The following is a 17,252-nucleotide window of genomic DNA, read 5'->3' on the forward strand; positions in this document are numbered from 1 at the left end:
CCACTGATCCGGCCGATAACCCGTTCGGTGACTACAGAGTCGCGCGAAATCGCTTGATAGCATTTGGCCGGCAGCTATCATCTGCGCGCCTGGAAATGGTCCATCTTCTTCAATTGCCTGGAAATCCTCGATGCTGTCGTATCACCAAAAGAGTTTTCTGATCGTCGATGATTTCTCGGATTTCCGCAGTTCCGTGCGTTCGATGTTGCGCGAGTTGGGTGTCAAGGATGTGGACACCGCCGACACGGGTGAGCAGGCGCTGAAAATGTGCGCGCAGAAGTCCTACGATTTCATCCTTCAGGACTTCCACCTCGGTGACGGCAAGAAGAACGGTCAGCAGGTGTTGGAAGACCTGATGATGGAGAAGCTGATCAGCCACGAAGCGGTGTTCGTGATGGTCACGGCCGAGACCAGTCAGGCGATGGTGCTCAGTGCCCTGGAGCACGAGCCGGACGCGTACCTGACCAAGCCGTTCAACCGTTCCGGCCTGGCTCAGCGCCTGGAGCGTCTGGAGCAGCGCAAGACCCTGCTCAAGCCGATTCTGCAAGCCCTCGACCGTGGCAAACCGATGGAAGTGCTCAACGCCTGCATCGCCCTGTGCAAACAGGACATCCGTTATTCGCCGCTGTGCCTGCGTTATCGCGCCGATGCGTTGCGCGACATGAACCAGAACGAAGCGCTCGAGCGCCTTTACGACAGCATCATCGCTGACCGGCCGTTGCCGTGGGCGTTTGCCGGGTTGGGCAAGTTGCTGTTCAAGCGTGGGCAGGTCAGTCAGGCCAAGGGCGTTTACGAAAAAGCCCTGAAGGTCTTCCCGATGATGCCGGCGCTGTATGACGGCATGGCTGACGTGCTGGTCGCCGAAGGCGATACCAAAGGCGCGCAGCAAGTGCTGGAGGAAGCGATTCGCCTGTCGCCGCTGGCAGTGCGCCGTCAGGCATTGCTGGGCAAGCTGGCGATGGCCAACGAAGATTTCGACACCGCTTCCCGGGCTTATCGCCAGGCGGTGAATCAGGGCGCGCAATCGCGCTTCAAGGATCCGGAAAGCAATCTCGGCCTGGCCCATGCCTTGATCAGCAAAGGCAGCGAGCGCGGGCTCGATACCCGAACGCGTCTGGAGATCAACACCACCCTCAGCGCCGTGGCCAAGGAAAACCCGACCGATCCGGGCCTGCAGATTCGTGCGCGTCTGATGAAGGCTACGAGCCTGTTGCTCAACGATGCCGAGACCGCCGAAAAACTCACCGAACAAGCGCTGATGCGCCTCGACGGCATGGAGCAGTTCATGAGCCCCGAGGCCGCGTTGCTGGTGGCCAAGCAATTGCAGATGCTCGGCCAGACCGAGGCGGGCACCTCGATGCTCAAGAGTTGTGCGGAAATCTACGGCGATGACCCGACGGTGATGAAAGACATCGCCAAGCTCACCGACGACCCGACTATTCTCAGCTCCAGCAACGCGGCCGCCGACCTCAACCGGCAGGGTGTGCGCGTGTACAAGACCGGCAACCTGGTGGAGGCCCGCGAGGTGTTCCGCAAGGCGCTGAAGATGCAACCGAAGAACATCAGTATTGCGCTGAACATGGCCCAGTCGCTGCTGCACGGCACCGACACCAATGTGCCGTCGGCGGAGCTGGAAGAATGTCGGGCCTGCCTGAAACTGGTGGGCATGATGCCCGATACCGACGCGCGTTATCCGCGTTATCAGAAGCTGAAAAGCAAGGCGTTTGGCGAATGAACCAAGACGAGCAGGCACTGGATTTTTCCACGGTGATCGCCTCCACCGTGCACGACATGAAGAACTCTCTGGCGATGCTGATGCAGGCCCACAGCCAATGGCTGGCGCGTCTGCCCGAGGCACAGCGCCAAGGGGCGGAGCAGGGCGTGATCGACTTTGAGTTCGCCCACCTCAACGGCATGCTGGTGCAGCTGCTCGGGCTGTACAAGCTCGGGGTCAATCAGATGCCGTTGCAGCCGGCCTATCACGAGCTGGACGATTTCATCGAGGCGCAACTGGCGGCCCATCAGGAAGTGTTCGCCAGTCGTGGAATCATTGCCACTTACGAAGTCGATCCGCTCAGTCCGCTGGGTTTCTTTGATCGCGAACTGATCGCCTCGGTGCTGGGCAACTGCATCAACAATGCGATCCGTTACGCCCGTGAATCGCTGCTGATCACTGTCAGCGACGAAGCCGGGCAACTGGTGCTGAGCATCAATGACGACGGCGACGGTTACCCGGCCGAAATGCTTGAGCGTCAGGCCGATTACGTGCAGGGCATCAACCACAGCAGTGGCAGCACCGGCCTCGGTCTGTACTTCGCCGGACGCATCGCCGCGCTGCATCAGCGCAACGGTGTTGGCGGCCGGACCGAGATCCGTAATGGCGGCCCGTTGGGTGGCGGTGTGTTCAGTATTTACCTGCCCTGAATCACCGATTCATCGACCGGAATTCTTTTTGTTGGCTGCTGCTTGATATTCCGAACAGCCGAAGCCTATTTTGTCCGGGTCGCCGTTCGCGGCTCGCACAATAACAAGGATTGCGTCATGACAACCGATGGCCAGCGTTCACTCGCGCAGCGATTGACGGGCATTGATGAGATTGAATGTGTCACGCCGGATTTGAACGGCGTGCCACGGGGCAAGGTAATGACCGCCGAGGGCTTCCTCGAAGGGCGGCGTCTGCAGTTGGCCCGGGGGGTGCTGCTGCAATGCATCATGGGCGGTTATCCTGCCGCGAAATTCTATGGCAGCGATGACGGCGATCTGGCGCTGGTGGCCGATCCTGCGCAGATCCATCCGTTGCCATGGAGCGAAGAGCCACGGGCCTTGGCAATCTGTGATGCCGACGAACTGACCGGCGAAAGCTCCAACCTGTCGACCCGTGGTCAGCTCAAGAAGGTCATTGCCCGCTACGCAGCCCTAGGTCTGGCGCCGGTGGTGGCAACCGAACTCGAATTTTTTGTGTTCGCTCCGAACACCGACCCGACCCAACCGTTCCAGCCGCCAGTCGGTCTCGACGGTCGTCGCGAGGACGGTCATTCGGCGTTCAGCGTCAGTTCCAACAACGGTCTGCGACCGTTCTTCAGTGAAGTCTATAAATGCATGGCGGCTCTGGGCCTGCCACGCGATACCTTCATGCACGAAATGGGTGTCAGCCAGTTCGAGATCAACCTGCTGCACGGTGATCCGCTGCTGCTGGCCGACCAGACATTCCTGTTCAAGCATCTGCTCAAGGAAGTCGCGCTCAAGCACGGCCTGACCGTGGTGTGCATGGCCAAGCCACTGGCGCACACGCCGGGCAGTTCGATGCACATTCACCAGAGCATCGTCGAGATCGACAGTGACAAGAATGTGTTCAGCGACACCGACGGTCAGCCAACCGCGATGTTCCGCCACTTCATCGGCGGGCAGCAGGCGGGCATGGCCGACTTCACCGCGCTGTTTGCGCCGAACGTCAATTCTTATCAACGGCTGTGCCATCCGTTTGCCTCGCCGAACAATGCCTGCTGGTCCCACGACAACCGCGCCGCCGGCCTGCGCATTCCGGCCAGTTCGCCGGTTGCGCGTCGGGTCGAGAACCGTTTGCCGGGGGCCGATGCCAACCCGTACCTGGCGATTGCCGCAAGCCTGGCCGCCGGCTTGTACGGCATCGAGCATGAACTCGAGCCAAGCGAAGCGATTCAGGGCGAGTTCGACGTGCCGGACAATCTTTCGCTGCCGTGTACCTTGCACGCGGCGCTCGAACGTCTGAAACGCAGCCAGCTTGCAAAGGAACTGTTCGGCACGGAGTTCATCGAAGGCTACATCGCTTCGAAGACCATGGAGTTGACCAGTTTCTTTGATGAAATCACTCCCTGGGAACGCCGTGTTCTAGCAGCCCAGGCCTGACGAAATGTCGCCGTCGGGCTATCGTTTGATAGCCCGATACTTACTGCAAGGAGCCGCTCGGAACGCCGATGCGCCAAATCTGGAAATCCTTTCGAGCGCTGTATTTCGCCTCGCTGATGATGTTGATCGGCTCGGGCCTTCTTTCTACTTATCTGGCTTTGCGTCTGGCTGCCGACCATGTCGACGGGTTGTGGGTCGGTGCGTTGATGGCGGCCAACTATTTCGGTCTGGTGCTGGGCGGCAAGATCGGTCACCGACTGATTGCCCGGGTCGGGCATATCCGCGCCTACTCGGCGTGTGCCGGGATCGTCGGTGCGGCGGTGCTCGGTCATGGCCTGGTGGACTGGTTGCCGGCGTGGCTGGTGCTGCGGACCATCGTCGGCCTCGGCATGATGTGCCAGTACATGGTCATCGAGAGCTGGCTGAACGAGCAGGCCGACGCCAATCAGCGCGGTCTGGTGTTCAGCGGCTACATGATCGCGTCGTACCTGGGGCTGGTACTCGGTCAGCTGATTCTGGTCATGCACCCGGGCCTTGGTCTGGAACTGCTGATGCTGGTCGCGCTGTGCTTCGCCCTGTGTCTGGTGCCGGTGGCGCTGACCCGCCGGATTCACCCGGCGCCGCTGCATCCGGCGCCGATGGAGCCGCGCTTCTTTATCAAGCGCGTGCCGCAGTCGCTGAGTACGGTGCTCGGGGCCGGGTTGATCATCGGTTCGTTCTACGGTCTGGCGCCGCTGTATGCCTCGCAGCAGGGGCTGTCCACCGAACAGGTCGGTCTGTTCATGGGTAGCTGCATTTTTGCCGGGCTGGTGGTGCAGTGGCCGCTGGGCTGGTTGTCCGACCGCTATGACCGGGCGCTGTTGATCCGCTGTTTCGCGCTGTTCCTCGCGGTTGCTTCGTTGCCGCTGGCGATCCTGCCGCAAGTGCCGCTGGAGGTACTGTTCGTGGTCGGCTTCCTCTGTTCGCTGGTGCAGTTCTGCCTGTACCCGTTGGCGGTGGCGTTCTCTAACGACCACGTCGAAGGCGAGCGTCGGGTGTCGCTGACGGCGATGCTGCTGGTGACTTACGGCGTGGGGGCGAGTATCGGGCCGCTGGCGGCCGGGGTGCTGATGAAGCTGTTCGGGCCGCAGAGTCTGTACGCGTTCTTCACCTTTTTCGCGCTGGTGCTGGTGTGGCGGATCCGGCCGAAAGCCGTGACCAATCTGCACCAGGTCGACGATGCACCGCTGCATCACGTGGCGATGCCGGACAGCATGTCCAGCTCGCCGCTGGTGGCTGCGCTTGACCCGCGGGTTGACGAGCAGGTGGTGCAGGAGCAGATGCAGAATACGGTCGCTCCGGAGCCTGAACCTGAACCCGAGCCAGAACCTGTCGCGTCAACCGACTCGACAATCGAAGGCGAAGGGCCGGACATCAGCCCCGCCAGGCCGTGATTCAGGCATAAAAAAACGGGCAGTCACCGCAGTGACTGCCCGTTTTTTCATGCATGCCGATCAGAGGTCGTCTTTATCGAACCGACGCGCTTCGCGTTGCAGTTGATAAACGAAACGCTCGACGTTGCGCGCCGCCGGGCCGCTGATGTTGTGAAAGCGCAGGCCGGCGAAGGTGATGTTGAGTTTTTCTTCGAAGTGCAGGTAACGCAGCTCGACCGAAGTCGGCTGGTTGCCGAACAGCGGCGCGGCGATCAGGCGATCATAAACCTGGCCCAGTTGCAGGCGGTCGGTGATGTCGCCTTCGAAGCGCAGTTTGCAGCCGGTGGCGGAGATATCCAGCAGTTTGCCGCCGATAGGCGACTTGAGCTTTTCGCCACCCAGTTCGACGCTGACCAGGTCGGTCAGCTTCAAAGCGGCGCGGAACGCATTGCGGCGCTGGTGATAGACCACTTCGGTGGGCAGGTCGCCGGTGTAGAAGCGATCGCCACTGGATTCTTCGATGTTCAGCGTGCCGTTGCATTCCCAGGCAATGCGCACGCCGTCATGAAAACCTTCGACCTTGAACGGCTCGCCGGCGAGCAGGAAGCGTTCGCCATCGCGCGGGATCATCTCGTCCAGGGCAATCGTGGCGGTTTCCCGGTCAACCTTGATCAGGTAGCTCTGGAAGCGCTGGCTGCGCTCGTGGAAGGTGATGATCAGAGGATCATGGCTTTCTTGCAGCTGGCGCAGGTTGCTGGAGATTTCCAGAGGTGTAGTGAGCACCTTTGGGGGCTGCGGAGCATCATCCGCGCTGAGGACGTTGGACACGTTAAATCAATCTCCAGACAAAATTTGACTACGGCTGGCCAGTATTTTGCCAGCATGTTTCGCACGTTGATAGGGCGCAAGCATAGAAGAAAGCATCACGCCTGGCTGAGCGCGCGCGGTTTCTGCAGTTTGGAGAAGGTGCCACTGGCATCGTAGAGCGCGGGTGGCTCGCCGCCGGTGAGGATTTTCAGCTGATTGGCCGTGGCGGCCTGTTGCATGATGATCGACTGGCCATTCCTGGCATTGGCTGCCTGGCACTGGGCGATCAGATCGGTCAGGACATCGCTCTGGCTGAGCAACTGGTCGCCGATGCTCGACTGGCTGGCCAGTTGTTCCAGGCCGGCGCGGTCGAGCGACAGATTGAGACTGGCGAGGATTTCGCTGCGCTTGCGGCCATGCTGTTCGAGCAGAATGATCAATGCCTGCTTGTTCGCCAGAATTTCTTCCAGCAGAGGCATGTCGCGACCGTGCAAGGCGAGGGACTCGGTTTGCAGTAACTCCAGCAATTGTTGAGCTGGAGCAAAGTCGTCGATGATCAGTTGCAATAAATTAGTGTCGTGCATGGCTGGCCTTGGGTTTTAAGCGTCCAAAAGCCTGGCGCTGACCGAGGCCTAGCGCTGGGCTTCGAAATTGAGCAGTTTGCTGGCTACACGGTTGCTGTCGACCTTGTAGCTGCCATCGGCAATCGCTGCTTTCAACTCGGCCACGCGGGCCTTGTCGACGGCAGGCTGATCACGCAGCTTGTCAGTGACCTTCTGCAACTGTTGAGCCTCATTGCTGAGGTGTACCGATTCCCCGCTTTTTGCGGTACTGGCCTGTTCGGCCGGGGTATTCAGCGGCGCGGAGGTGCCGGTTTCGGCGGTTTCCTTGGCGTTGCTGGTACGTGTACTGCCCGTAAGTGACGAGGAGCTGTTCAAACGGCTGAAATCGATGACCATGTTAAAAACCTCTGGGAATTTGGACGCTTGCCATGTTCTCGGCCATCCCCTGGAAAACTTTAGGCCCATTTAGCAATGAGCTTGCATGCGCCGTTGCAGATCCTGCTGCGGCACAGTTTAGGGAACAGCTCTGGTCAGCGCCAGTTTTCTGCCAAACGCTCAGGGGCTTTTCAGATATCCGCTCATCGTGCCGCTCACTCGCCGCTTACATCGCTACTTCCACCTGGCCGGGCGCTACAACCTGCGCCTTGATGACCCGTTGGGAGTTGAGGTTCTTCACTCGAATCTGTTCTTTCAGGCCGCCGTTGGCCAGCGCTTCGCCCGGCATCCGGACGGCGAGGGTACCGCTGCGGGCGGTGATCACCACTTGATCGCCCTTGCGAACCACTTCCGCCTGTTCCAGATGCACCAGGGTAATGACTTGATCGGCTACCGTTGGTCGGGTCAATTTCTGGCCGATGGCTTCATCCACCGACGTCAGGAAACCCTGATTGATCGTGCTGACGTCGCGCTCGCGCAAGGTCACGTCCTGCGGCTCGATGATGCCGGCGCGCTTGAGTGGCCGCGTGGTGGTGACAATCTCGCGAAACAGGCGGACTTGAGCGGGCACGAACACCGTCCAGGGGGAGGCGCCTTCGCAGCGGACCTTGACCGTGACACGGCCCAGAGGACGTGCCGGACTCTCCAGTGTCGCTGTCAATTCCTTGTCGCACATAGGCATGCGCATGCGTGGATCGAGCTGGTTGACCTCGATTTCATATCGGCCTTCCGTTTGACTGGTGGCGAGATAGTCTTCTACGGTGAATTCAAGAAAGCCCTGAGTGACGCCGATAAGCATGTCAGGCATGGTAACCGCATCAGCAACGGCAGGGCTGCCAGCGAAAGACAGGCAAACGGCGGACATCGCGCAAAGCCCTCTGCGGAGGGGAGATGTCAGGCGTCGGAAAAATGTCGTTTGAGCGTTCATACGAGTTAAAAAGCAAGCGCCGTGCCGTTTAGCAATGAATGTGCGTCGCAACAACACTTGGCGTTGGTGTAGGAGTCTGGGCATGGCTGGTGTAATGGATTCGGTGAACCAGCGCACGCAACTGGTGGGGCAGAATCGCCTTGAGCTGTTGTTGTTCCGTCTCGACGGCCAGCAGCTCTACGGGATCAACGTGTTCAAGGTTCGGGAAGTGCTGCAGTGCCCGCAACTGACGCTGATGCCCAAGTCCAGTCCTGTCGTGTGCGGGGTGGCGAATATCCGGGGGGCGACCATTCCGATCCTTGATCTGGCGATGGCGACCGGCTCCGGTGCTTTGAAAGACAAGAACAGTCCGTTCGTGATCATCACGGAATACAACACCAAGACCCAGGGTTTCCTGGTGCGCTCGGTGGAACGTATCGTGAACATGAACTGGGAAGAGATTCATCCGCCGCCCAAGGGCACCGGACGCGATCACTACCTGACCGCTGTGACTCGGGTCGACAATCAGTTAGTCGAAATCATCGACGTCGAGAAGGTGCTGGCGGAAGTTGCACCGACACCGGAAGCGATTTCGGTCGGCGTGGTGGATGTCGAGACCCAGAGCAAGGCGTTGTCGTTGCGGGTACTGACGGTCGATGACTCGTCGGTGGCGCGCAAGCAGGTGACGCGTTGCCTGCAGACGGTCGGTGTCGAAGTGGTGGCGTTGAACGACGGCAGGCAAGCGCTGGATTACCTGCGCAAGCTGGTCGACGAGGGCAAGAAGCCGGAAGAAGAGTTCCTGATGATGATCTCCGACATCGAAATGCCGGAGATGGACGGGTACACCCTGACGGCCGAGATCCGCAGCGACCCTCGCATGCAAAAGCTTCATATCATCCTGCATACTTCGTTGTCGGGTGTGTTCAATCAGGCGATGGTCAAGAAAGTCGGTGCCGATGACTTCCTGGCCAAATTCCGTCCTGATGACCTGGCATCCCGGGTAGTCGACCGGATCAAAGCAGCAGACATCAGCTAAGGGCCTTCTGCCCCTGGCGTTCAACACGATTTAAGAGGCGGCATCATTTGTCTACGGGTAATTTGGATTTCGAACAGTTCCGGGTCTTCCTGGAAAAAGCCTGTGGCATTTTGCTCGGTGAAAACAAGCAGTATCTGGTCTCGAGCCGTCTCAACAAACTGATGGAGCAGCAAGGCATCAAGTCCCTGGGTGAGCTGGTTCAGCGCATCCAGACCCAGCCACGCAGCGGTTTGCGCGAGCAGGTGGTCGATGCCATGACGACCAACGAAACCCTGTGGTTTCGCGACACCTATCCGTTTGAAGTCTTGAAGAACAAGGTACTGCCCGAGGCGATCAAGGCCGCTCCCAACCAGCGTCTGCGGATCTGGTCGGCGGCCTGCTCGTCGGGTCAGGAACCCTATTCGCTGTCGATGTCGATCGACGAGTTCGAGCGGACGAACATCGGTCAGTTGAAGATGGGCGTGCAGATCGTCGCCACGGATCTGTCCGGCAGCATGCTGACCAACTGCAAGACCGGCGAGTACGACAGCCTGGCGATCGGTCGCGGTCTGTCCGCCGATCGTCTGCAGCGCTACTTCGACCCGAAAGGGCCGGGGCGCTGGGTGATCAAGGCGCCGATCAAGAACCGGGTGGAATTCCGCTCGTTCAACCTGCTCGACAGCTACGCCAGCCTGGGCAAGTTCGACATCGTGTTCTGCCGCAACGTGCTGATCTACTTCTCCGCCGAGGTGAAGAAGGACATCCTGTTGCGCATTCACAGCACGCTGAAGCCGGGCGGTTATCTGTTCCTTGGCGCTTCCGAAGCGCTGAACGGTCTGCCGGATCATTACCAGATGGTTCAGTGCAGCCCGGGGATCATCTACCAGGCAAAGTGAAACACCGGCGCCACAAGAAACGGGAGTCCTCAGGGGCTCCCGTTTTTTTATGCCTGAAGGTTTTGCCGGTGGCAGGCGGCAGAAAAGCGGCATCCGGCGGAAACCGGTTGCCGCTTTTCTGGCATTGCCGCTTTGCCGATTGCGTGCAAAGCCCCGTAATCCGGGGCTTTCTAAAACTGGCACGCCGCTTGCTATAACCCAGTTACGAAAAATCCGGTCACCTGAAGGTTCCCGACATGAGCATCAGCTTCGATAAAGCGCTCGGCATTCACGAAAAGGCTCTGGGCTTCCGCGCCCAGCGTGCCGAAGTGCTGGCCAACAACATCGCCAACGCCGACACCCCGAACTACAAGGCGCGGGATCTGGAGTTCTCCAAAGTGCTTGAAGCACAGAGCCAGAAGAACGCCAACGGCACCATCGCCCTGAACATGACCAACAGCCGTCATATCGAAGCTGAAGGCCTGGGCAATGGCGACGAGTCGCTGATGTATCGCACGCCGATGCAGCCGTCGATCGACCAGAACACCGTGGACGCCCAACTGGAACAGTCGAACTACGCGGAAAACGCCGTCGGCTTCCAGGCCAGCTTCACCCTGCTCAACAGCAAATTCAAAGGGCTGGTCTCAGCCCTGCGCGGAGAGTAATCCATGTCCCTGTCCAGCGTTTTCAACATTGCCGGCAGCGGCATGAGTGCCCAGACCACCCGCCTCAATACCGTGGCTTCGAACATCGCCAACGCCGAGACCGTCTCGTCTAGCATCGACCAGACTTATCGCGCCCGTCACCCGGTGTTCGCCACCATGTTCCAGGGCGGCCAGAGCGGCGGCAGCAATTCGCTGTTCCAGAACCAGGATGCTGCGGGCCAGGGCGTGCAGGTCATGGGCGTGGTCGAAGACCAGAGCAACCTCGAAGCGCGCTACGAGCCGAACCATCCGGCGGCCGACGCCAAAGGCTACGTCTACTACCCGAACGTCAACGTGGTGGAAGAAATGGCCGACATGATTTCCGCGAGCCGGTCATTCCAGACCAACGCCGAAATGATGAACACCGCCAAGACCATGATGCAGAAGGTACTGACCCTCGGTCAGTGATAAGGGGCGACTGCCATGAGTGTTACCGATACCACCAGCAGCCTGACGATGAACGACATACTGGCCAACTCTTCGAAGAAGACCAGTAGCACCACCACCGGCGGCATCGCTTCGGCCACCAACAGCTCGACCGGCGGCCAGGCCCTGGGCAAGGACGCGTTCCTGCAACTGCTGGTGACCCAGCTGAAGAACCAGAACCCGCTCGACCCGCAGGACAACAGCGCATTCGTTGCCCAGCTGGCGCAGTTCAGCAGCCTCGAGGGGATCACCACCCTCAACAGCACCGTCAGTTCGCTGGCCGGCAACTACAACTCGTCGCAAGCCCTGCAGGCTTCGTCGCTGGTGGGTCGCAATGTGATTGTGCAGACCAATACGGTTCAGCTGGACGATCCGAGCAAAGGCATGACCGGTTCGGTCACTGTTCCGTCGTCGATTGCCGGCGGTACCGTCACTATCACCGACAGCAGCGGCGCCACCGTTCGCACCATTGATCTGGGCAGTCGCGCCGCAGGCGATGCGAGCTTCACCTGGGACGGCAAGGACAAGGACGGCAACCTGGTGAAAACCGGTACCTACACCGTCAAGGCCAACGCCTCGATCAACGGCACCGCGACCGACCTGGCGACCTATCTGCCAGCCACGGTCACCAGCGTGACGATCAGCCAGACCGGCGGCGAGCTGATGCTCAACCTGTCCGGCAAGGGCACCGTCGCTCTGTCCAAAGTACAAACCATTGGTATATAGAGCCGACTAACCGGCACAAAGGAGTGGAATATGTCTTTCAATATCGGCCTTAGCGGTCTCTATGCAGCCAACAAGCAACTGGACGTGACCGGCAACAACATCGCCAACGTCGCGACCGCCGGTTTCAAATCGTCCCGCGCAGAATTCGAAGACGTCTACTCGGCGACTCGCCTGGGCAGCGGCAGCAAGGTCATTGGTAACGGCGTGCGTCTGGCCAACGTTTCCCAGCAGTTCACCCAAGGCGACATCAACAACACCGGCAACGTGCTGGATATGGGGATCAATGGTTCGGGCTTCTTCACCCTGAGCAACAACGGTTCGATCTCTTACACGCGTGCCGGTACGTTCAAGGTCGACAAGGACGGCTTCATCACCAACACTGACTACACCTCGCGTCTGCAAGGCTACGGTGTGGACTCCAACGGCAAGATCATCAACGGCGTGTTGACCGATCTGAAGATCGACACCTCGAACCTGGCGCCGAAGTCCACCTCGCTGGTGACCTCGACCATTAACCTGAACTCGACGGCTCCGGTGATCGACGACACAGTAGCGGCCGGCAAGTTCGACCCGACCAACCTCGCGACCTACACCAAGTCGTTCAGCACTCCGATCTATGACAGCCAGGGCAACTCCCATGTCATGGATCAGTACATGGTGAAGACAGGCGCCAACACCTGGAAGGTCTACACCCTGGTGGACGGTCGCAACCCGGATGCTACCGGCAGCGATCCGAAAGTCACTGCGCCTGTCGCATCGACCATGACCTTTGACTCCACTGGCAAGCTGACTCAGGTCAGCACTCCGCCTGCCGTGATCAGCAGCGACCTGAAACTCACTGGCTGGGTACCGGGCACTGTCACCAACGGTGTGTGGACGGCCAACGGTGCTTCGGCTAACCCGGCCGGCATTACCATTTCGATGGCCAAGACCACTCAATACAACGCTGACACCGCGCGTTCGATCCCGACTCAGGATGGTTACGCCACTGGCCAGATCACCAACCTGACCATCGACGGTACCGGTACGCTGTTCGCCAACTTCAGCAACAACCAGAGCAAGGCCATCGGCCAGGTTGCGCTGGCGAGCTTCACCAACGAGCAGGGCCTGCAGCCGATCGGTGGTACCAGCTGGAAAGAGACTTTTGCTTCGGGTATTCCGGGCTACGATGCGCCGGAGACCGGTACGCTGGGGTCGGTGGTTTCGAACTCGCTGGAGGAGTCGAACGTTAACCTGACCAATGAGCTGGTTGATCTGATCAAGGGCCAGAGCAACTATCAGGCGAACGCCAAGACCATTTCGACTCAGAGCACTATCATGCAGACCATTATTCAGATGACCTGATTTCTGGGTTTTGGCTGGTTAAGGAGCCCCTCTTTTTGAGGGGCTTTTTTTTGGCTGCGGTTTGGGGTGTTTATCCGTTTCTGCGGGTGTTGCCGCTGGCGGTTTCGCCCTTACGGCGAGTCCCTTTTGCAAACGCCCAAAAGGAACCAAAACGCTGGGCCCCGGCGTTCGGCACCTCGCTTTGGCTCGGTGTTCCTTCGTTACGGGATTCATCCGGGGGCATCGCCTACGGTTTACTTCGCTGCACCTCCTCTCGATGCATGCGGCTGCGCCGCACGGTCGCTGCGCTCCCACCCCCGGATAAATCCCTCCACTCAGCCTTCCGATGGGGCCGGCATGTCAAAAGCGGTACTCGAGCTAACGCTCATCGTGTTGAGTGGTGGAGGCAAAGGCAAAGGCAAAGGCAAAGGCAAAGGCAAAGGCAAAGGCAAAGGCAAAGGCAAAGGCAAAGGCAAAGGCAAAGGCAAAGGCAAAGGCAAAGGCAGGCGCGGGATGTTTGCTTTTTAAGGCTTGAGTTCAGCTCGGTCTTTCACGTCGGCGTATCTCTCCCAAACCCCTCGGTCAGTCCCCTCTCCCTCTGGGCGGTCCGACGTTTCGGGAGGGCTAGGGTGAGGGCCGCTTTTGCTTTTATCGCGGGCAAAAGAAAACCCCCGACAAACCAGAAGTCTGTCAGGGGTTTCTCGGATCAGGCGTTTTGCAACGCCCGATTCAGCTCAGCTTATTGGCAAGCTTCGCAATCCGGCTCGTCGATGGCGCAAGCCTTCGGTACTGGAGCCGGGCCGGCAGGGGCTGCCAGGACCGAGTCGTCGCCGTGGTTGCCGCCGCTGGAAACAGCGTTCAGCTTGCCGGTGTTGATGGTCGACTTCTCGGTGCTGGTCGCGGCCAGGGCACGGAGGTAGTAGGTGGTTTTCAGGCCACGGTACCAGGCCATGCGGTAGGTCACGTCCAGTTTCTTGCCCGATGCGCCGGCGATGTACAGGTTCAGCGACTGGGCCTGGTCGATCCACTTCTGACGACGGCTGGCGGCGTCAACGATCCACTTGGTGTCCACTTCGAACGCGGTTGCGTAGAGCTCTTTGAGTTCTTGCGGGATGCGCTCGATCTGCTGAACCGAACCGTCGTAGTACTTCAGGTCGTTGATCATGACCGAGTCCCACAGACCGCGAGCCTTCAGGTCGCGAACCAGGTACGGGTTGATCACGGTGAATTCGCCCGACAGGTTCGATTTCACGTACAGGTTCTGGTAGGTCGGTTCGATCGACTGCGAGACGCCGGTGATGTTGGCGATGGTCGCGGTCGGTGCGATGGCCATGATGTTCGAGTTACGGATGCCTTTCTGCACACGGGCGCGAACCGGGGCCCAGTCCAGGGACTCGGTCAGGTCGACGTCGATGTACTTCTGGCCACGTGCTTCGATCAGGATCTGTTGCGAATCCAGCGGCAGTACGCCTTTGGACCACAGCGAACCCTGGAACGTCTCGTACGAGCCGCGCTCGTCGGCCAGGTCACAGGAAGCCTGGATCGCGTAGTAGCTGACCGCTTCCATCGACTTGTCGGCGAACTCGACGGCAGCGTCGGAACCGTAAGGGATGTGCTGCAGGTACAGCGCGTCCTGGAAGCCCATGATGCCCAGGCCGACCGGACGGTGGCGGAAGTTGGAGTTCTTCGCCTGCGGTACCGAGTAGTAGTTGATGTCGATCACGTTGTCGAGCATGCGCACGGCGACGTCGATGGTGCGCTTGAGCTTGGCGGTGTCCAGCTTGCCGTCGACGATGTGGTTCGGCAGGTTGATCGAGCCCAGGTTGCAGACCGCGATCTCGTCCTTGTTGGTGTTCAGGGTGATCTCGGTGCACAGGTTCGAGCTGTGAACCACGCCGACGTGCTGCTGCGGGCTGCGCAGGTTGCACGGGTCCTTGAAAGTCAGCCATGGGTGGCCGGTTTCGAACAGCATCGACAGCATCTTGCGCCACAGGTCTTTGGCCTGGATGGTCTTGAACAGCTTGATCTTGCCCGGGTATTCGGTCAGGGCTTCGTAGTACTCGTAGCGCTCTTCGAAGGCCTTGCCGGTCAGGTCGTGCAGGTCCGGTACTTCGGACGGCGAGAACAGGGTCCACTTGCCGTCATCGAAGACACGCTTCATGAACAGGTCAGGGATCCAGTTGGCGGTGTTCATGTCGTGGGTACGACGACGGTCATCACCGGTGTTCTTGCGCAGCTCGATGAACTCTTCGATGTCCATGTGCCAGGTTTCCAGGTAGGCACAGACAGCGCCTTTGCGCTTGCCACCCTGGTTAACGGCGACGGCGGTGTCGTTCACCACCTTCAGGAACGGAACCACGCCTTGCGACTTGCCGTTGGTGCCCTTGATGTACGAGCCCAGTGCACGAACCGGGGTCCAGTCGTTGCCCAGGCCGCCGGCGAATTTCGACAGCATGGCGTTGTCGTGGATCGCGTGGTAGATGCCCGACAGGTCATCCGGCACGGTGGTCAGGTAGCAGCTCGACAGCTGTGGACGCAGGGTACCGGCGTTGAACAGGGTCGGGGTCGAAGCCATGTAGTCGAACGAGGACAGCAGGTTGTAGAACTCGATCGCACGGTCTTCTTTCTGCTTCTCTTCGATCGCCAGGCCCATGGCCACGCGCATGAAGAAGATCTGCGGCAGTTCGAAGCGCACGCCATCCTTGTGGATGAAGTAACGGTCGTACAGGGTCTGCAGGCCCAGGTAGGTGAATTGCTGGTCGCGCTCGTGGTTGATCGCCTTGCCCAGTTTTTCCAGGTCGAAGGAGGCCAGCACAGGGTTCAGCAGTTCGAACTCGATACCTTTGGCAACGTAGGCCGGCAGGGCCTTGGCGTACAGGTCGGCCATTTCGTGGTGAGTGGCGCTCTCGGCCACGCCCAGGAAGCCCAGGCCTTCGGCACGCAGGGTGTCCATCAGCAGGCGGGCGGTCACGAACGAGTAGTTCGGCTCGCGCTCGACCAGAGTACGCGCGGTCATCACCAGCGCGGTGTTGACGTCGTTCAGGGCCACGCCGTCGTACAGGTTCTTCAGGGTTTCGCGCTGGATCAGGTCGCCGTCGACTTCGGCCAGGCCTTCGCAGGCTTCGGTGACGATGGTGTTCAGGCGGCCCATGTCCAGCGGCGCAAGGCTGCCGTCGGCGCGGGTGATGCGGATCGACGGATGCGCCTGTACCGGAGCTTCGGCGGTGGTGCGGGTGGCGCGTTCCTTGGAGCGGGCGTCACGGTAGATCACGTAGTCGCGAGCCACTTTCTGCTCGCCGGCACGCATCAGGGCCAGTTCGACCTGGTCCTGGATTTCTTCGATGTGGATGGTGCCGCCCGACGGCATGCGACGCTTGAAGGTCGCGGTGACCTGTTCGGTCAGGCGGGCAACGGTGTCGTGGATTCGCGACGAAGCGGCAGCGGTGCCGCCCTCAACTGCGAGAAACGCTTTGGTGATAGCGACGGTGATCTTGTCATCGGTGTAAGGAACGACAGTGCCATTACGCTTGATCACGCGCAGTTGGCCAGGCGCGGTGGCAGCCAGATCCGAATTCGAATCGGCGGCCTGCGGCAAGGTGCCCTGCGGGTTCTCGCGAGTTGTGTCGGTTTGCATGGGGGGTGATCTCCACATTCTCTATGTTTGTTTGGGCACCATCATGGTGCTCACCGTTCTGGTCCGAAGCACTACAACCGACGGGCGTCGGGCATAACAACTTCGGACCAGTAGGAAAAAGGCTAATGACGCCGCATCCTTGCCGAAGTTTTCGGCCACGAGCCAAGGCTCGAGCCGGATTACTTCCAGGGTGACAGTAATGACTGCAACACCCGTACCGTTCCGGTCGTTGCCAACCTGAAAAACGGTGCCATCCGCGAGTGCGGTTTGGGCTTTGAAAAACTTGCTTGGTTCAACCGGAAACCGGCAATAAAGCACTTGAGTTTCAGGTCCGAAATGTGGTTGGGCTCTGGAATGGAAAACCCTATATGTAGGGTCTGTCCTCGCGCCGTGCTACAAGATAATGCGTTTCGAGGGGGCTTGCAACGTACGAGCTGTGGATAAACCTGTGCGTAAATTGTGTAAGAAACCAGGAATTCCCGTGTAGGCCGCGAACCTGCTGAGCTAGACCGTCTGTCACTGTTTTTCACCGCAAAAAAA

The 17,252-nt window shown here is 59.7% G+C and carries 16 protein-coding genes; 11 read left to right on the forward strand and 5 right to left on the reverse strand.

The features are described 5' to 3' along the window. The first annotated feature begins 130 nt into the window (after window positions 1-130). From CAF80_RS23355 to CAF80_RS23370, 4 genes are all read left to right on the forward strand, one after another. The gene (locus tag CAF80_RS23355; protein WP_085647368.1) at window positions 131-1,735 is read left to right on the forward strand and encodes a tetratricopeptide repeat-containing response regulator; all 1,605 of its coding nucleotides are present in this window, start codon (window positions 131-133) and stop codon (window positions 1,733-1,735) included. Further along, window positions 1,732-2,424, forward strand: a complete 693-nt coding sequence (locus tag CAF80_RS23360) for a sensor histidine kinase KdpD (protein WP_085668006.1) — start codon at window positions 1,732-1,734, stop codon at window positions 2,422-2,424. The genes CAF80_RS23355 and CAF80_RS23360 overlap by 4 nt, the downstream gene beginning before the upstream one ends. Window positions 2,425-2,643: 219 nt before the next feature. Beyond that, entirely contained in the window at window positions 2,644-3,885 is a 1,242-nt protein-coding gene (locus CAF80_RS23365) for a glutamine synthetase family protein (RefSeq protein ID WP_170844878.1), read from the forward strand. A gap of 68 nt (window positions 3,886-3,953) precedes the next feature. Continuing rightward, window positions 3,954-5,318 carry an MFS transporter gene (locus tag CAF80_RS23370; protein WP_039772104.1) on the forward strand — a complete coding sequence of 455 codons (1,365 nt, stop codon included), beginning with the start codon at window positions 3,954-3,956 and terminating at the stop codon, window positions 5,316-5,318. A gap of 60 nt (window positions 5,319-5,378) precedes the next feature. Here the strand turns inward: CAF80_RS23370 and CAF80_RS23375 are convergent, their stop codons facing one another. From CAF80_RS23375 to flgA, 4 genes are all read right to left on the reverse strand, one after another. After that, complete coding sequence (locus CAF80_RS23375; protein WP_039772106.1) at window positions 5,379-6,125, reverse strand: flagellar brake protein; 747 nt, start codon at window positions 6,123-6,125, stop codon at window positions 5,379-5,381. Between the two features lie 95 nt (window positions 6,126-6,220). Then, entirely contained in the window at window positions 6,221-6,688 is a 468-nt protein-coding gene (locus CAF80_RS23380) for a flagella synthesis protein FlgN (protein WP_039772108.1), read from the reverse strand. A 48-nt stretch (window positions 6,689-6,736) separates the two neighbouring features. Further along, window positions 6,737-7,063, reverse strand: a complete 327-nt coding sequence (gene flgM, locus CAF80_RS23385; protein ID WP_007960324.1) for a flagellar biosynthesis anti-sigma factor FlgM — start codon at window positions 7,061-7,063, stop codon at window positions 6,737-6,739. Between the two features lie 205 nt (window positions 7,064-7,268). Further along, window positions 7,269-8,030, reverse strand: a complete 762-nt coding sequence (gene flgA / locus CAF80_RS23390) for a flagellar basal body P-ring formation chaperone FlgA (RefSeq protein ID WP_064598681.1) — start codon at window positions 8,028-8,030, stop codon at window positions 7,269-7,271. A gap of 82 nt (window positions 8,031-8,112) precedes the next feature. Between flgA and CAF80_RS23395 the strand changes: the two genes are divergently transcribed. The 7 genes from CAF80_RS23395 to CAF80_RS28930 all read left to right on the forward strand — a co-directional run bounded on the left by CAF80_RS23395 (window position 8,113) and on the right by CAF80_RS28930 (window position 13,606). Continuing rightward, window positions 8,113-9,045: a chemotaxis protein CheV gene (locus tag CAF80_RS23395; RefSeq protein WP_011335509.1), complete on the forward strand. Its 933-nt coding sequence runs from the start codon at window positions 8,113-8,115 to the stop codon at window positions 9,043-9,045. A 47-nt stretch (window positions 9,046-9,092) separates the two neighbouring features. Next, entirely contained in the window at window positions 9,093-9,920 is an 828-nt protein-coding gene (gene cheR, locus CAF80_RS23400; protein ID WP_007960327.1) for a protein-glutamate O-methyltransferase CheR, read from the forward strand. 236 nt (window positions 9,921-10,156) lie between these two features. Continuing rightward, entirely contained in the window at window positions 10,157-10,564 is a 408-nt protein-coding gene (flgB, locus tag CAF80_RS23405; RefSeq protein ID WP_007960328.1) for a flagellar basal body rod protein FlgB, read from the forward strand. A gap of 3 nt (window positions 10,565-10,567) precedes the next feature. After that, window positions 10,568-11,011, forward strand: a complete 444-nt coding sequence (flgC, locus tag CAF80_RS23410; RefSeq protein ID WP_007960329.1) for a flagellar basal body rod protein FlgC — start codon at window positions 10,568-10,570, stop codon at window positions 11,009-11,011. 15 nt (window positions 11,012-11,026) lie between these two features. Further along, the gene (gene flgD, locus CAF80_RS23415) at window positions 11,027-11,755 is read left to right on the forward strand and encodes a flagellar hook assembly protein FlgD (protein WP_039772111.1); all 729 of its coding nucleotides are present in this window, start codon (window positions 11,027-11,029) and stop codon (window positions 11,753-11,755) included. 30 nt (window positions 11,756-11,785) lie between these two features. Continuing rightward, window positions 11,786-13,099, forward strand: a complete 1,314-nt coding sequence (gene flgE / locus CAF80_RS23420) for a flagellar hook protein FlgE (protein ID WP_039772113.1) — start codon at window positions 11,786-11,788, stop codon at window positions 13,097-13,099. Window positions 13,100-13,435: 336 nt separating this feature from the next. Next, window positions 13,436-13,606, forward strand: a complete 171-nt coding sequence (locus CAF80_RS28930) for a hypothetical protein (protein WP_170928293.1) — start codon at window positions 13,436-13,438, stop codon at window positions 13,604-13,606. Window positions 13,607-13,817: 211 nt separating this feature from the next. On the opposite strand, the gene CAF80_RS23425 is transcribed toward CAF80_RS28930, so the two are convergent. Continuing rightward, window positions 13,818-16,712: a ribonucleoside-diphosphate reductase subunit alpha gene (locus CAF80_RS23425; RefSeq protein ID WP_011335505.1), complete on the reverse strand. Its 2,895-nt coding sequence runs from the start codon at window positions 16,710-16,712 to the stop codon at window positions 13,818-13,820. Window positions 16,713-17,252: the final 540 nt, after the last annotated feature.

The organism is Pseudomonas sp. B34(2017) (assembly GCF_002112915.1).
Taxonomy (GTDB): Bacteria; Pseudomonadota; Gammaproteobacteria; order Pseudomonadales; family Pseudomonadaceae; genus Aquipseudomonas; species Aquipseudomonas pharyngis.

Bases quoted from the DNA above. Each gene is read 5' to 3' on its own strand.
- CAF80_RS23365 (WP_170844878.1), top strand. From the start codon at position 2,644: ATGACCGCCGAGGGCTTCCTCGAAGGGCGGCGTCTGCAGTTGGCCCGG.
- CAF80_RS23380 (WP_039772108.1), bottom strand. From the start codon at position 6,688: ATGCACGACACTAATTTATTGCAACTGATCATCGACGACTTTGCTCCA.
- flgA (WP_064598681.1), bottom strand. From the start codon at position 8,030: ATGAACGCTCAAACGACATTTTTCCGACGCCTGACATCTCCCCTCCGC.
- CAF80_RS23395 (WP_011335509.1), top strand. From the start codon at position 8,113: ATGGCTGGTGTAATGGATTCGGTGAACCAGCGCACGCAACTGGTGGGG.
- CAF80_RS23425 (WP_011335505.1), bottom strand. From the start codon at position 16,712: ATGCAAACCGACACAACTCGCGAGAACCCGCAGGGCACCTTGCCGCAG.
- flgD (WP_039772111.1), top strand. From the start codon at position 11,027: ATGAGTGTTACCGATACCACCAGCAGCCTGACGATGAACGACATACTG.
- CAF80_RS23360 (WP_085668006.1), top strand. From the start codon at position 1,732: ATGAACCAAGACGAGCAGGCACTGGATTTTTCCACGGTGATCGCCTCC.
- flgB (WP_007960328.1), top strand. From the start codon at position 10,157: ATGAGCATCAGCTTCGATAAAGCGCTCGGCATTCACGAAAAGGCTCTG.
- flgM (WP_007960324.1), bottom strand. From the start codon at position 7,063: ATGGTCATCGATTTCAGCCGTTTGAACAGCTCCTCGTCACTTACGGGC.
- CAF80_RS23370 (WP_039772104.1), top strand. From the start codon at position 3,954: ATGCGCCAAATCTGGAAATCCTTTCGAGCGCTGTATTTCGCCTCGCTG.
- flgC (WP_007960329.1), top strand. From the start codon at position 10,568: ATGTCCCTGTCCAGCGTTTTCAACATTGCCGGCAGCGGCATGAGTGCC.
- CAF80_RS28930 (WP_170928293.1), top strand. From the start codon at position 13,436: ATGTCAAAAGCGGTACTCGAGCTAACGCTCATCGTGTTGAGTGGTGGA.
- CAF80_RS23355 (WP_085647368.1), top strand. From the start codon at position 131: ATGCTGTCGTATCACCAAAAGAGTTTTCTGATCGTCGATGATTTCTCG.
- flgE (WP_039772113.1), top strand. From the start codon at position 11,786: ATGTCTTTCAATATCGGCCTTAGCGGTCTCTATGCAGCCAACAAGCAA.